The organism is Amycolatopsis keratiniphila (assembly GCF_000400635.2).
GTDB classification, from domain to species: Bacteria; Actinomycetota; Actinomycetes; order Mycobacteriales; family Pseudonocardiaceae; genus Amycolatopsis; species Amycolatopsis keratiniphila.
The window spans coordinates 5120278-5134682 of sequence record NC_021252.1; the positions used below are offsets into that span (position 1 = coordinate 5120278).

7 protein-coding genes are annotated in these 14405 nt (G+C 70.6%); 2 read left to right on the forward strand and 5 right to left on the reverse strand.

Features of this window, described 5'->3' with window-relative positions; genetic code table 11:
* Nucleotides 1–20: 20 nt before the first annotated feature.
* Together AORI_RS64200 and AORI_RS64205 are read right to left on the reverse strand one after the other, a co-directional pair.
* Nucleotides 21–6986 (reverse strand): type I polyketide synthase, encoded by a 6966-nt coding sequence (locus tag AORI_RS64200; RefSeq protein WP_016334977.1) that lies wholly within the window; start codon nucleotides 6984–6986, stop codon nucleotides 21–23.
* Nucleotides 6987–7016: 30 nt separating this feature from the next.
* Nucleotides 7017–7217, reverse strand: coding sequence for a DUF5988 family protein (locus tag AORI_RS64205; protein WP_016334978.1), 201 nt, complete (start codon nucleotides 7215–7217; stop codon nucleotides 7017–7019).
* 277 nt (nucleotides 7218–7494) lie between these two features.
* Here AORI_RS64205 and AORI_RS64210 point away from each other — a divergent pair, with 277 nt between their 5' ends.
* Complete coding sequence (locus tag AORI_RS64210; RefSeq protein ID WP_016334979.1) at nucleotides 7495–8835, forward strand: NsdA family TPR-like regulatory protein; 1341 nt, start codon at nucleotides 7495–7497, stop codon at nucleotides 8833–8835.
* On the opposite strand, the gene AORI_RS64215 is transcribed toward AORI_RS64210, so the two are convergent.
* Both AORI_RS64215 and AORI_RS64220 read right to left on the reverse strand, forming a co-directional pair.
* Nucleotides 8772–9806 (reverse strand): hypothetical protein, encoded by a 1035-nt coding sequence (locus AORI_RS64215; protein WP_043848184.1) that lies wholly within the window; start codon nucleotides 9804–9806, stop codon nucleotides 8772–8774. The two genes, AORI_RS64210 and AORI_RS64215, sit on opposite strands and share 64 nt — an antisense overlap.
* Before the next feature lie 426 nt (nucleotides 9807–10232).
* Nucleotides 10233–13103, reverse strand: a complete 2871-nt coding sequence (locus AORI_RS64220; RefSeq protein WP_016334980.1) for an AfsR/SARP family transcriptional regulator — start codon at nucleotides 13101–13103, stop codon at nucleotides 10233–10235.
* 178 nt (nucleotides 13104–13281) lie between these two features.
* Here AORI_RS64220 and AORI_RS64225 point away from each other — a divergent pair, with 178 nt between their 5' ends.
* Entirely contained in the window at nucleotides 13282–13791 is a 510-nt protein-coding gene (locus tag AORI_RS64225; RefSeq protein WP_016334981.1) for a hypothetical protein, read from the forward strand.
* A gap of 154 nt (nucleotides 13792–13945) precedes the next feature.
* On the opposite strand, the gene AORI_RS64230 is transcribed toward AORI_RS64225, so the two are convergent.
* Complete coding sequence (locus tag AORI_RS64230) at nucleotides 13946–14272, reverse strand: hypothetical protein (protein ID WP_016334982.1); 327 nt, start codon at nucleotides 14270–14272, stop codon at nucleotides 13946–13948.
* Nucleotides 14273–14405 lie beyond the last annotated feature (133 nt).

Sequence of the window (14405 nt, forward strand, 5' to 3'; positions counted from 1 at the left end):
TTTCCGGTCGCGCGGCCGGGTCATCGGCCGGCGAGCCATTGGCGGATGCTTCGAGCGGTTTCCGGCGCGTGGTCCTCGATCATGGACAGGTGCGTACCGTCCACGGCGCTGGTGTCGTGCCTGCCCGGCCAGAGTTCGGGCAACCGGCTGTCGCGCGGATGGACGAAGAGCGTCGGCACCTCCGACGCCGCGGGGGTCCAGGCGCTGAGCAGCCGTTCATAGCGGTGAAAGGCGGTCAGCGCGTCCGGGCTCAGGGCGGCAGCGGCACGGGCCAGCCGGTCGTGGGCCTCCTTCACGACCGCGGCCGGTGCCGCGGCCGGGCTGACGGAATCGAGCAGGACCAGTCCCCGCACTGTCGTCCCCCGCTGCCGCAGGACCTCCGTCAGCCGGTGGGCGAGCAAGCCGCCCGACGAATGCCCGAGCAAGTACACCGGGTCGTCCGGCAGTGCCCGCGCCCAGGTTTCGCACAGATCGTCGAGACTGCCGGGCACGGGTTCGCCTTCGACGAATCCCGGCAGCCGGGCGGTCCGCACCTCACAGACACCTTCGAGGCCGGCGGCCAGCCGGTCGTAGGGTGACGCGACGTCCGAGGTGATGATGGGCGGTACGCACACCACGGTATGGGGAGCCGGAGCCGAGGTGAGCGATCGCCAGTCGGGCACGGGGAGCCCGCCGCTCTGTCGTTGCCGCGCAGCCGGTTCGAGGAGACTGCGCGCCCGGTCCGCGTCGCCGTCACGCCAGGCCGTCAGGACATCGGTGACGAAGGACGGGCTCCGTGCCGCTGTTCCGTCATCGGGCCGCGATTCCCCGGCGCCTGCCAGGACGGAGTCGACATACCGGGCCAGCGTCACGGGCGTCGGGTGGTCGAGCAGGGCGGTGGCCGCCAGCCGGACGCCGAGGGCGTTGCTGAGCCTGGTGCGAAGTTCGACAGACGCCAAGGAGTCGAAACCGGCCTGCTGGAAGGGCTGGTCGGACCGCACGTCGTCCGGGCCGGAATGACCGAGGATCGCGGCGGCGTGCGTACGCACCAAAGCGGTGATCGCGTCGAGCCGTTCTCCGGCCGGTTTGGCGGAGAGATCGACGTGATCGTCGGCGGGGTCAGGGCGGGTGGCACCGCGCGGGTTCCGGCGGGGCAGGTCGGCCAGCAGGGCGGGCGTCTCCTTGTCGAGTTCGCGCAGTGCCGTGATCACGACGGCGGGCTGGTCGAGGTCGAGCGAGGCGTCGAAACCTCGCAGGGCCTGTGCGGTCGCCATGGGAGCGAACCCCTGGCGGGCCACGCGAGCCCAGTCGGTGGCGTCCAGACGGGCGGTCAGCGAGGTCTCCTCACGCCAGTAACCCCAGGCGATGGAGACGGCGGGCAGCCCGAGCCGGCGCCGGTGGTGGGCCAATGCGTCGAGGAAGGCGTTCCCCGCCGCGTAGGTCGACTGGCCCGCCGCTCCCGCCACCCCGACGACGCTGGAGTAGAGCACGAATGCTCGCAGATCCCGGTCGCGGGTGAGGTCGTGCAGGTTGACGGCCGCGTCCACTTTGGACCGCAGGACGGTGTCCAGCCGTTCCGGGGTCATGTCCGTGAACAGACCGTCGTCCAGCATCCCGGCGGTGTGCACGACCGCGGTCAGCGGACGCTCGGCGGGAATCCGGTCGAGGACGGCAGCGAGGCCTGCGCGGTCGGCCGCGTCGCAGGCGGCGAACGTGACCGAGGCACCGGCCGCCTCCAGGCGTTGCCGGAGTTCCTCGGTCCCGGGCGCCTCGGCACCGCGACGGCTGACCAGCAGCAGATGACGGACACGGTGGGCGGTGGCGAGGTGGACCGCCAGCAGGCCGCCGAGCGAACCGGTGCCACCGGTGACGAGGACGGTTCCGTCGGCGCCGAGTTCGCCCGGCGGCGTCAGGATCGCCTTGCCGGTGGTCCGGCCCTGGCTGAGACGTCGCAATGCCTGCCGCGCGTAGCGGATGCCCCAGCGTCGCGTGGGCAGTGGCTCGAGAGTCCCGTCCTCGAACATCGGGAGGAGCGCGTCGAACGCGCGGCCGAACACCTGAGGCGGATGGTCGATCAAACGGAAAGCACGGTACGTGACACCGGGATACCGGGCGGCGATCTCCTCGGGATCGCGGACGTCCCGCGTCCCCAGTTCCACATACCGGCCGCCCGGCCGCAGCAGGCGCAGGGAGGCGTCGACGAACTCTCCGGCGAGACTGCCCACCACGACGTCGAAACCCGTGCCACCGGTCGCATCCCTCAGCCGCGGTTCGAACTCGGCCGACCGTGAGTCGGCGATGTGATCGGGCAGGACACCCATCGCCGCGACCAAGGCCTGTTTGGCCACGCCGGCCGTGGCGTACACGTCCGCGCCACGAGCGCGGAGCAACTGGACGGCCGCGGTGCCCACTCCCCCGGCGGCCGCGTGGACGAGGACTTTTTCGCCTGCGCGCACTCCGGCGAGATCGTGCAGCGCGTGATAGGCGGTGACGAACGGGACGGTGATGCCCGCGGCCTTGGCCAGGGACGTCCCGTGCGGGATCGGGAAAACGTACCGGTGGTCGACCTCGACGATCGAGGCGTAGGCGCCGCTGTCGCCGGTGAAAGCCATGACCTGGTCGCCCACCCGCGGTTCGGTGACGCCGGGGCCGGTCTCCTCGACCGTTCCCGCGATCTCCCAGCCGATGTGGTCGGCGTCGAGGAGTCCGAGGCAGACGAGTGTGTCTCGGAAATTCACCCCGGCCGCCTCGACACGAACCCGGACCGCTCCCTCTCCGGCGGCGGCGCTCAACGTCGGCGCGCTGACGGCCTTGAGATCGTCGAACGTGTGCGAGGAGGAGGCTTCCAGCCGCCACGGCGTGTCGCCGGCGGGCAGTTCCAGCGCCTCCTGGTCCGAGGGGATCAGACGCGGTACGAGGAAGTGCTCGCCGCGCACCGCGAGCTGTGGCTCGCCCGTCGCCACGGCGGCCGCGAGGACCGCGGGGTCCGGAGTTCCGTCCTCGACGTCGACCAACCGCACCGAGCCGGGATTCTCCTTCTGGACCGAGCGGAACAGGCCCGCGCAGGCCGCCGCCGCGAGGTCGTCGACCGGCTCGCCGAACGACGTGCTGTGGGCCCGGCGGGTGAGCAGCACCAGCAGCGATCGCGCCAGCCTGGCATCGGCCAGGAACGCCTGGGTGTCGGCCAGCGTGCGGCGTAACCGCTCCCGGACCGGTACGGGGTCCGGGTCTTCCCCGGCGAGGCTGTCCTGCCCACGGCAGTCGAGCCAGATCACTTCGGGCGCCGGTCCGCCGCGGGGAAGGGCCGCGATCAGGTCCTCCATGCCGGCATGGACCTCGGCCACCGGCAGGTCGTCACGGGTGCCGACAGCGCTCCAGTGACCCGCTTCCGGAACATCGCCGCCGGCTGGTTCGACCGCACGCCAGGCGACGTCGAAGGCGAGCGCGGCACCGTCGGTGTGAGCGGCCCGCAGCATCCGCGCGGTGCTGGGGCGCAGTCGCAGGCCCTCGATGTCGACCACGGTCCGGCCGGAACAGTCCGTCGCGTGCGCGTCGACGTGGCCGGAGGCGGCGGTGAGAGTGGTCCGCAACGTGGTGGCACCCCGCACGCGTACCGTGATCGAGTCCATCGTGTGGGGAAGCAGGATCCCGGAGCCGGTCCCGCCGAGCGCCAGGCCGTGCAGAGCGGCGTCCAGGAGGGGCGGGTAGAGGGTGAAGCCCCTGTCGTTCACCTGTTTCCCGGAAAGGGTGGCCTCGGTGTGGGAAATCCGCTTTCCGGTGCGCCATGCCGCCGTCATCGCCCGGAAGGCCGGTCCGTACTGGTACCCCTTCCGTGCCAGTGCGCGATAGTGCTCCGCCACGTCGACGGGTTCGACGTCTTCGGGAGGCCACACGACCGCGTCGGTGTGCGCCCTGTCGGCGACCGCGGTGTCATCACCCTCTGCGGCGACGGCGACGGCGTTGCGGACCCACGGCGCCGCGGGATGGCGGGCGCGTGAGTGCAGGCTGACCGGCCGCCGTCCGTGTTCGTCCGGCGCACCGGTGTGCACCTGGAGGTCCGTTCCGTCCTCGGTCAACGGGAGCGGAGCGTGCAACACGACGTCTTCCAGCCTGCCGCAGCCGGACTCGAAGGCGCCGTGCAGCAGCAGTTCCACCATGGCGGTCGCGGGGACCAGGGTTCCCCCGAACACGGCGTGGTCGGCCAGCCACGGATCGGTGGCCGTGGACAGCCGTCCCGAGCGCACCGTCGACCCGTCGGGCAGGTCGGTCGAGACCGCCAGCCAGGGGTGCCCGCCATCGCTCAAACCGGCCGAGGCCAGGTCTGTCTCGTGGGACTTCTCCGGAAGCCAGTAGCTGCTCCGCTGGAACGGATAGGACGGCAGATCGACCTCGACGGAGTCGGGATAACGCTGGGTCCAGTCCACCCGGACGCCCTTCACCCAGGCCTCCGCGACCGCGTCGGCGAAGTCCTCGGCGCCGCCCGCCTCGCGGCGCAACGTCGCGACCGCGCCCGCGTCGACCCCCGCGTCCGTGGCGATGTCCCGAAGTGAGCTCACCAGGATCGGATGCGGGGAAACCTCCACGAACTGCCGGTGCCCGCACTGCATCGCGCGTCGGACGGCCTGATCGAATCGCACGGTCTGCCGGAGACCCCGGTACCAGTAGTCCGGGTCCATAAGGTCGCCGTTCATCTCCTCCCCTGTCACCGAGGAGAACACCGGCACCTCGGCCGGACGCGGCCGGAGCCCGGTGAGCCTCGCGGGCAGCTCTTCGCGGACCGCTTCCATGTGGAAGCAGTGCGAGGCGTAGTCGACGGCCACCCGCCGCGCCCGGACACCTTCCTCGTCGCAGTGCCGGAGCAGTTCGTCCACGGCGTCGGCGTCGCCGCCCACGGTGGTGGCGGTCGGGCCGTTGACCGCCGCCACTTCCACTCCGCCACCCCATCGCGCGAGCAGCGTTTCGGCCCTCTGCGCGGGCAAAGCGAGCGAAGCCATGGCACCGGGCGTGGTGATCGTCCGGAGTGCCCGGCTGCGCACGGCGACCACTCGCGCCGCATCCGGGAGGGACAAGGCACCCGCGACATACGCGGCCGCGATCTCACCCTGGCTGTGCCCGATCACGGCGACCGGCCGAACCCCTTGCGACTTCCACATCTCGGCCAGGGACACGTACATCGCGAACAACGCCGGCTGGACCACCTCGGAGCTTTCCAGCGACGTGCCGCCGACTCCGCGCAGCACGTCCACCACATCGAAGTCGATCCAGGGGCTCAGCGCCTTCGCACACCTCCGCAATGCCTCGGCGAACACCGGCGAGTCCTCCCACAGCCGGGCCCCCATGCCGGGCCAGTGCGCGCCCTGGCCGGGGAACACGAACACCGGCGAGTCGTCGTCACTCGCGCGGGCTCGCGCGCCGGCCGATTCGGGCACGGTCCCGGAGGCGGCGACGGCGTCCAGCCCGGCCAGCAGGGTGGTGGTGCGCTCGCCGCGTACGACGGCCCGCTCCCGCAGCGCGGTGCGGGTCGTCGCCAGCGAACGCCCGACGTCGGCGGGATCGATGGCAGGGCGGTCACGGACCCAACGGGCGAGAATGGCGGCCTGTTCGCGCAACGCGTCTTCCGAGGCCGCGGACAGGGGCCACAGCTGCGGTGGCGTCGCCGGTCGTTCGAAAACGGGGAGGCGGCGCGGGGCCGGTTCCGGCGGCTCCTCCACGATCAGATGCGCGTTCGTTCCGCCGATGCCGTACGACAGCACCCCTGCGCGACGCACCCGGTCGCCACGCGGCCAGTCCCGTGCGTCCCGCAGTAGCCGGACGTTCCCCGCGGACCAGTCCACTTCCGGCGTCGGGTTGCCGACGTGGAGCGTGGCGGGCATCCGCTGCTTCGTCATCGAGAGGATGACCTTGACCAGCCCCGCCAGCCCGGCGGCCTGCTGGGTGTGCCCGATGTTGGACTTGCCCGAACCGATCCACACCGGCAGATCAGGGTCACGGGAACCGCCGTAGGCCAGCTGGATCGAGCGGGCCTCGATCGGATCGCCCACCTTCGTACCCGTGCCGTGCGCCTCCACAAGGTCGACCTGGCCGGGGCTCAGCGCCGCGTCGTCGAGCGCTTCGGCGATCAGGGATCGCTGGGCGGGGCCGGACGGGACGGTCAGTCCCTCTCCGGTGCCGTCGTGGTTGACCGCGCTCCCGCGCAGCACCGCCAGAACCGGACGTCCGGTCGCCAGTGCCCGCCGCAGCGGGGTCAGCACGACCGAGACGACCCCCTCCGACGGCGCGAATCCGTCCGCTTCCGCGGCGAACGCCTTGCACCGCCCGTCCCCGGTCAGCGCGCCCGCGCGGCCGTACCGCATCAGCAGGTCAGGTGTCGCCAGCACGCAGACGCCGGACGTGATCGCGAGGTCGCATTCGCCCGAGCGCAGCGCCCGGACCGCCATGTGGACGGCCACGAGGCTCGACGAGCACGCCGTGTCCACCGACAGGGCGGGTCCTCGAAGATCGAGGAGGTATGAGATGCGACCGGAGGCCACACTGATCGAACTCCCGGTCGCCAGGTCCGCGTTCGCCCCGCCGGGCCGGTGCTCCGGTTCCCCCATCGCGTGATAGTTGGAGTCGCTGATCCCCACGTAGACACCGGTCGGTGTCCCGCGCAGCGATCGCGGCGGAATGCGCGCGGATTCGACCGCCCGCCAAGCGGATTCCAGGAGCAGACGTTGCTGAGGATCCATCATCGTCGCTTCGCGGGGGCCCATTCCGAAGAATCCGGCGTCGAAACCACTCACATCATCGAAAAATCCACCTCGGGCTATCGGAAAATCACCGGTGGCCGAGGATTCGGGGTCACGCAGCCATTCCAGATCCCAGCCGCGATTCACGGGCAGGGGTGCGGAAAAATGACTTCCGGAGTCCAAGAGCGTCCAATAGTCCTCGACGGATTCGACTCCTCCGGGGAATCGGCAGTCCATCCCGACGACGGCGATCGGGTCCTGCCGTGGTTGATTCGCCACAGCTGCTCACTCCTCCTTGTGTCGGTGAAACTATTCGGCGATCGCGGTGCGGTAGATCCAGCGGAACACGCGGACCATGCCGCCCTTGGCGACATCACGCACGTCGGTGCGTTCGAAATGCTCGTGCCATCTGCCGTGGTCCACGGACAACCGCTCCGGGAGGTGTTCCTCGGGCAGTTCACGGATCGGGTCGAGCGAAGCCGGTCCCCCGGCCAACAGGATCGTCGTCATGAGAACTCCTCACTGCTCTGCGTTGTGCGGCAACGACTTTCGGGTGCCGACCTCGGACGGACGGCGAGCCGTGCCTCTTCCAGTAAGCCCGCGCCGGTCTCGACGGCCAAGGTGTGTGTGACGTCCGGGTTGTTGCAGCCCATGGAGTTGTTGAACGTCGCGATCCTCTTGCCCGGCAGCTGATCCCGGTTCGACGACAGGCACCCGGTTGGCGCAATTCAACCGCTGCGCGAGGGGGTAGTTCCTTGACGAAACGCCGCCGAAGAAGGAGATCCAAGTGGCGCCGAACCACTTGCTGCGGAACCTGCTCGCCGAGTCCGGCTGGACCGGCCAGAAGCTTGCGGACCACACCAACAGGCTGGGTGCCGAAGCGGGATTGCGACTGCGTTACGACCGCACCGGCGTCGCGCACTGGTTGTCCGGCACCCGCCCACGCCCGCCGGTGCCGGAATTGGTCGCCGAAGCGTTCACCCGCCGGCTGGGCCGCCGGGTGACGGCGGCGGCCACGGGCCTGGTGCGGGGCGGCGGCGCCACGGCCCCGCCGTGGTGGCGGACCGACGTCGCCGCCGAACTGACGAACCTGTGCCGCGACGGCGCCGCCTCCCGTCGCACACTCTCAGGATGCGTCTACAGCCTGGCGGCCTTGTCCGTTCCCGGCTGGGCCGAGCTGGCGAGCGTCGCGGGCGCGGTACGCCCGGCCGAAAACGCGGGCAAGGTCGAACGTGCCGAACTCGACGCCGCCAAGGCGATGCTGGAACTGTTCTCCACCGCGGACCTGACCTTCGGCGGTGGGCATGTCCGCCCCGCGCTCGCCCGCTATCTGCGGACCACGATCGCGCCGTGGCTGCGCATGGAGGCGGCACCGGCCGTGCGGACCGACATGTTCATCACGGCGGCGCAGCTGTGTTACCTCTGCGGTTTCCTGTGCTTCGACGACGAGCTGCACGGGGCCGCGCAACGGTATTACCTTGTCGCGGGCCGCCTGTCGCACGCCGCCGGGGACGCCCTGCACTACGCCATCTCGTTGCGGGCCTTGAGTGTGCAGGCCCGGATGCTCGGACACCGGGCGGCGGCGGTCGACCTGGCCACCACGGCGGCCCGGGCGCTTCCCGGGGACGCGCCCGCGCTCACCCGCGCGTTCCTGGTCGGCCAGGTCGCCGCCGCCGAAGCCGCCGCGGACGACCAGCGCAACGCGGTGACCCATCTGCGGGCCGCCGAAACCTATCTCGATCAGGCCCGCGATACCTCGTCTCCGGTGGGCACCTACCATCCCGCCGCCCTGTCACACCACCACGCGGCCGTCCGCGCCTGCCTGGGCGAACGCCCCGCCGCGGTCTCCGCGCTGACCCGCTCGTTGCGCCACCGGCCCGCGTCCGAGCGCCGGGCCCGCGCGATCACCCTGGCCCGGCTGGCCGAACTACACCTCGACGCCGGCGAGGTGGACCGCGCCTGTCAGGCGTGGGACCAATTTCTCGACGACTATCCCCACTTGCGTTCCCAGCGTGCCGACACCGCGCTGGTCACGCTGCGGGCCCGCCTGCGGCCACACGCCGCCTATCCCCCCGCGCGCTCGGTGACGCACAAGGCCGCCGAGGTCTCCCGCGCCAGGGCGGCGTGAAATGTCCTGTCCTGAAAAGCGATCGTGCCGGTCTGGTGCCGCCTCGTCCGTAACGTCCGAAATGGCTCGGTGACGACCCGGCGGTGCATGACCGCCAGCGGCCCGAGGCCGGACAAGGCCGTCACCACCTCCTCCGCGATCGCCGTCCCGGAGGGGCTCGCCACGGCCACCCCCACGGTCGCCGCGCCCGCCAGCCGGTCGGCACGCACGTCCGCGAGCCTGCCCACCGGATATGACGGGCAAGCTCGCGCACGTGCCCATTCGAGCAGTTCCTCACCTGCACGCTCGCCCTTCGGACCGCAGATCAGCAGCACGTCGGCGGCCGCGGCCACCGACCACAACGCCTCACGCCGGTCCGAAGCCGCGTAGCCGAACTCGCGCGGATGCGGCCCCCGCAACCGGGGGAAGCACTGCCGCAATACTTTCACCACCTCGGCGGCGTCCTCGACCGGCGTCTCCGGCGCCACCACGTACGAGACCCGGTCAGGATCGATGCCCTCCAAAGGGAAAGCCCGCCCCGGTGTCACCACCCGCACCGCGGCCTGTCCGGCACAGGCAGCGACCGCCTCCGCCGGCGTCGGTGAACCGATCACCAGCACGGTGTCACCTCGTTGGACGAAATCCAGCACACCCGCTGTCACCGACGCCACCGCTTCCCCGCTGTCGGCGTCGAGTTCGGACGCCGCGACGAGAACGCGCCGGGTGCGGACCACCGACGACCACCGCTCGATCAGTTCCCGCGCCATCGCCCGCCCGGACTCGTCGGCGATTCCGGTCGCCAGCGCCAATCCGACCGGTCTGCCGTCGTGGTCCAGATAAGACATCGTGTGCGCGACGGATTCCTCCCCCACCGAGGCCCGCAGGTCCGCGATGCGTACTCGAAAATCGAGTTCCCCGGCGAGCTCGGCGATCAGCGACGCCGCCGGACAACTCACCACACCCCGGTCGGGATGCTCGAACCGATCGGCCACGACGACTTCACCGGTCGCGACACCAGCGGCACGAAAGGACGTTCTTTCCAAGGATCTGCCAACCATCAGGACTCCGGAAATTATGAATGGACCGCACCTTTTGCGCGACCTCGGTGATCATCAAACGAGACGACTATGACAAGCGCTCGACATGCGCACAACGAACGCACCGGAACACCACTCTTCCGATGTGCACCTGCACACGCAAATGCACGAATGAAATCGTGCCCAGCGCGCTATATCACCGGAATGAACAGTCCGAAACCGCGAAAAAATCCGCGTTGTTCCTTCGAATCCGCGACCGTGGCGCGACAGCGCCGGTCTGCCGTCGATGGCAGGGACGAATAGTGCGTCTTCGGCGAACACCGCGCCCGCGTACCCGCAGCCCTGGTCGGGTGACGACATTTCACTCACCTGACCGGTTCGTCACTCGCCTTCGCTGTTCCGTTCGGCCGTGGCCGCGGATCCGACCGGCGTTCTGGCGAGGACGTCGAGTTGCCGGAGCACCCGCTTGGCGTCGGCGTCGCGGCCTTGTTCCCGGTACAGCTCCAGAGTTCGCTGCCAGGCGGCGCGGGCAAGGGAGTGGTTGCCGAGAGCGGCGTAGGGGTGACCGAGGTTGTCGAGGGTGTCGGCCGCTTCGGTGGTGTTGCCGACGCTGCGGTACAAGGCGAGCGCCTGCCGGTAGTAGCCGATGGCCCGCCGGTGGTGTCCGGTGCGGTGGTCGATGAAGCCCAGGCTGTCCAGGGCGTCCGCCTCGCCGTCGGGATCCTGGTAGAGCCGGTGCAGGGCGAGGGCTGCCTGGCAGTGTTCGCGGGCGGTGTCGTACTCGCCGAGCCGGGCGGTGGTCCAGCCCACCGCGTTGAGCGCGACGGCTTCCCAGACCGGTGAGTCGACGGTACGGAAGAGGCGCAGGGCGTGGCCGGCGTGTTCCAGCGCTCTCCGGTCGTCCCCTCGCTGCTCCCACGCCCATCCGAGGGCGTGGTGGGTATGGGCCTGCTGGGTCGGCTCGTGGTGCTGTTCGGCCAGTCCGAGGGCTTCGTACAGATGAAGGAAGGCCTGTTCATGGTGGCCCAGTTCCGCATGTGCGTGGCCGAGGAGCCGGTGGGTGAGGATCCGGGCGGTGGGGTCGGACAGGTGGTCGGCGGCCTCGGCGGCGACCTCCCACATGGCCAGATCGTCGTGATGGCGGCCCCGCCGACGGTGAAAAATGCACACGGCCCAGGCGATCCGCCACACGGTGTGGTGGTGGCGGAGAGCGACCGCGGTGTGCTGGGCGGCAAGCAGGTGCGGGTGATGGGTGTCCAGCCACGCCCACGCGGCCTGCCGGTCGGGCAGCGGCTGGAACCGGGCGCCGTCGACAGGTGGATCGAGCCGGATCGGCGGACGATAAGGGTCCAGGAGCCCGTCTGCGGTGCAGGCGGTGTGCAGGTAGAAGTCGACCACACGGTCCAGCGCGGCCCGCCGTACCGGCTCGGCCAGGTCGTTGGCGAGACTGGTGGCGTAGGCACGGACCAGGTCGTGCATGACATACCGGCCGCCGGCGCGCCGGTCGAGCAACGAGTGATCCTCCAGGACTCGCAAGGTCTTGCGGGTCTCGGTCGGCGACAGACCGAACAGGCAAGCGGCGGCGGGCAGGTCGATGTCCGGGCCGGGAGCGGGGCCGAGCAGCGCGAACACCGTCCGCTGCCGGTCGGTGAGCCAGCGCAGTGACCAGGACAGCACCGCGGGCAGGCTGGCGGCGGGGTCGATGTCGTGGTCGAACATCTCCAGGCCCAGGTCGCGAAGTTCGGCGACGAACTCGAGCAGGGGGATCCGCGGCCGGGCGGCGGTGTGCCGGGCGGCGATCGCCAAAGCCAGCGGATGACGTCCGCACAGGTCGGTCAGCTCGTCGGTCACCTCGGGCGTGGCGTCGGCCCGTTGCTCGCGCAGCCGCGTGGCCAGCAGCGCGCGGGCCTCACCCCGGGTGAGGATGTCCAGGGTCAGGTGGCGGACACCGTACCGGTCGATCAACGAGGAGAGCCTGGTGCGGCCCGTGACCAGCACGGTGCACGACGTCCCGCCGGGCAGCAGCGGGACGACCTGGTCGGCGGTGGCGGCGTTGTCGAGCACGACCAGCATCCGCTTCCCCGCGACAAGGCCCCGGTACAGCGCGGCGAGCGCGTCCAGGTCCGCCGGGAGTCCACCGGGGTGGACGCCGAGAGCGGTGAGGAATCCGCGCACCGCGTCGGCCGGGTCGGCCGGGCGTCCGGTGGGGCTGAACCCCCTCAGGTCGACGAACAGCTGCCCGTCCGGGAAGCGGTGCAGGTTGCGGTGCGCCCACGCGAGGGCCAGCCACGTCTTCCCGATCCCGCCCACCCCGCCGATGCTCGAGATCATCATCGTCCGTGTCGCCGCCTGGTCCGGTTGTGGGCGCGACGCCGCGCCGGCTCGGGTGGTGGCCAGGGCGCGGTCCAGTTCGGCCAGTTCGGGGACGCGGCCGGTGAACAACGCGGGAGCGGCGGGCAATTGGCGCGGTACCGTCGTCGGCCGGTCCGCGGAGCCGGGCTCGGCGAGGCCGGGATCGGCTGCCAGCATCCGCCGGTGGAGTCCTTCCAGTGCCACTCCGGGGTCGGCGCCCAGCTCCTCGGCCAGCCGGGTGCGCAGCCGTTGACAATGGTCGAGGGCGTCGGCTTGACGCCCGCTGCGGTACAGAGCGAGTACGAGCTGAGCGGCCACGTGTTCGTCCAGCGGATGCGCTTGGGCGCGCGCGGTCAACTCGGGCAGGAGCGTGGCGTGCCGGCCGTGCCGCAACGCCGAGTCGATGCGGTCGGTGTCGGCGGCGAACCGTTCCCGCTCCAGCCCGTGCCGCACCGTGGCGATCCACGGTGTGTCCAAACCGGACACTGCCTCGCCCCGCCACACCTTCGCGGCCCGCTCCAGCAGTTCCAACGCCTGCGCCTCGTCGTCAGTGGCACGGGCATCGGTCACCAGGCGCCGGAACCGGTGCACATCCACGCAATCGGGTGCGACCAGCAGGACGTAGCCGCCACCGCGCCGCTCGATCACCACTTCGCCCGCGATGCCGCTGGTGGACAGCAGCTGGCGTAGTCGCGAAAGGTAGTTGCTCACCAGCTGCCGGGCCCGCCGGGGCGGACGCTCTCCCCAGATCCGGTCCACCAGCTGGTCGGTCGAGACCACCTGATTGGCCTCGAGCACGAGCACCGCCAGCACATACCGCTGCCGGGCGTGCCCGAGATCCACCCACGTCCCGTCGACGAGGACCTCCACTTCCCCCAGCACCCGCAGCTCAACCCTCACCGCACAACCCTCCCTGCCCGGTCACCGCACGACGCTGTGGCGAACTCCTGCCTAGTGCCCACGGCACCCCGCTCGGCACCACTGAACAGCCGATTCGCAGAACGTTGTGTCGCCGGACGAAAACGGGCGTCCATCCTGGCCTGCGTCCTGGCCTCCAGACGAACGCGAGGAGATACGCATGCCCAGCAGGCTCAGGAAAATCGTCTACTTCCTGTTCGCACTGACAGTGAGTGCCGTCATGGTCGGCACCACGTCCACCGCCACCGCGGCGCCTGCCGCCGCACGTGCCGCGTTCAGCGCTACGAGTGTCGAACTGTCCACCGCCAACGGGAAGGTGACCGCGGCCGCGATCCTCTGCGAAGTCGGCTACGGCAACGACGTCACCATCTACGGCGGCTACCTCAACGTGACCTGGGCCATTGCCTGCCGGGACACCGCCACCGGCCAGCTGACCCCGCTGGCCAGGGACATCACGATGACCATCGGCATCCGCAAGGGCGGCAAAGTCATCCTCCCGATCAGCGCCGCCTGTGTGACGCCCGGCGCGTACGCGACGTGCTCCCACCGTGTGCCCTACGACGGGTTCACAGGGCAGGTCGACAGCGCGATGGTGGCCAGAGTGACGTGGACGGACAACTATCCGCCGATCTCGGGAGGGTTCGTCTCTCCCGGCAGCATCATCGGCTGACCCCGGGCCCGCAGACGGCCTTCAGGCCCACCGAGGGAGGGAGAAGTGGCCGCCTCGCCGTCGAACAGACGCGGGGCGGCCACCGCCGTACCCCGCGGTCACGACTACTGTTCCGGATCCACACCGACGGCCGGCGGCAGCGGCGAGGCCGACTTCACCCACCCCGGGTTCGCCGCGACGACGTCGGGCTGCGCAGGAGGAAATGCTCCGTGAATCCCGGCCGGTCGAGCAGATTCCGCACCCGTGTCCGGAGATCCGGTCTGGACGAGCAGACGGCGGAGACGTCGATCAGGTCCACCAGCGCCTCGAAATGGGGAAGCGGGAAGATCTGCTCGAAGTCGAAACCGCGCTCCGCGAGCCGAAGCCAGGCTTCGAGAAGGGCGATCGGAGCGACCAGCATGTCACCGCCTCGGGCGATGCGCACGTAGACGATCGTGCGGCCCCACCGGGTGGGGCCGCGGCCGACACCTTTCTCGGGCATTGGGGTCTCGCCGGGCATCCGACCGAGGACGGATCGGCCTGTTGAACCGGCTGACCGGTTCGAAGTACCTCCGCGGGGACCGGAGACGGCCTACCGGGCACGCCATGGGCTGAACGGCCGCCGTCCTGGTCTT

Excerpts from the sequence above, each read along its gene's own strand:
- AORI_RS64225 (WP_016334981.1), top strand. The coding sequence starts at position 13,282 with ATGCCCAGCAGGCTCAGGAAAATCGTCTACTTCCTGTTCGCACTGACA.
- AORI_RS64205 (WP_016334978.1), bottom strand. The coding sequence starts at position 7,217 with ATGACGACGATCCTGTTGGCCGGGGGACCGGCTTCGCTCGACCCGATC.
- AORI_RS64230 (WP_016334982.1), bottom strand. The coding sequence starts at position 14,272 with ATGCCCGAGAAAGGTGTCGGCCGCGGCCCCACCCGGTGGGGCCGCACG.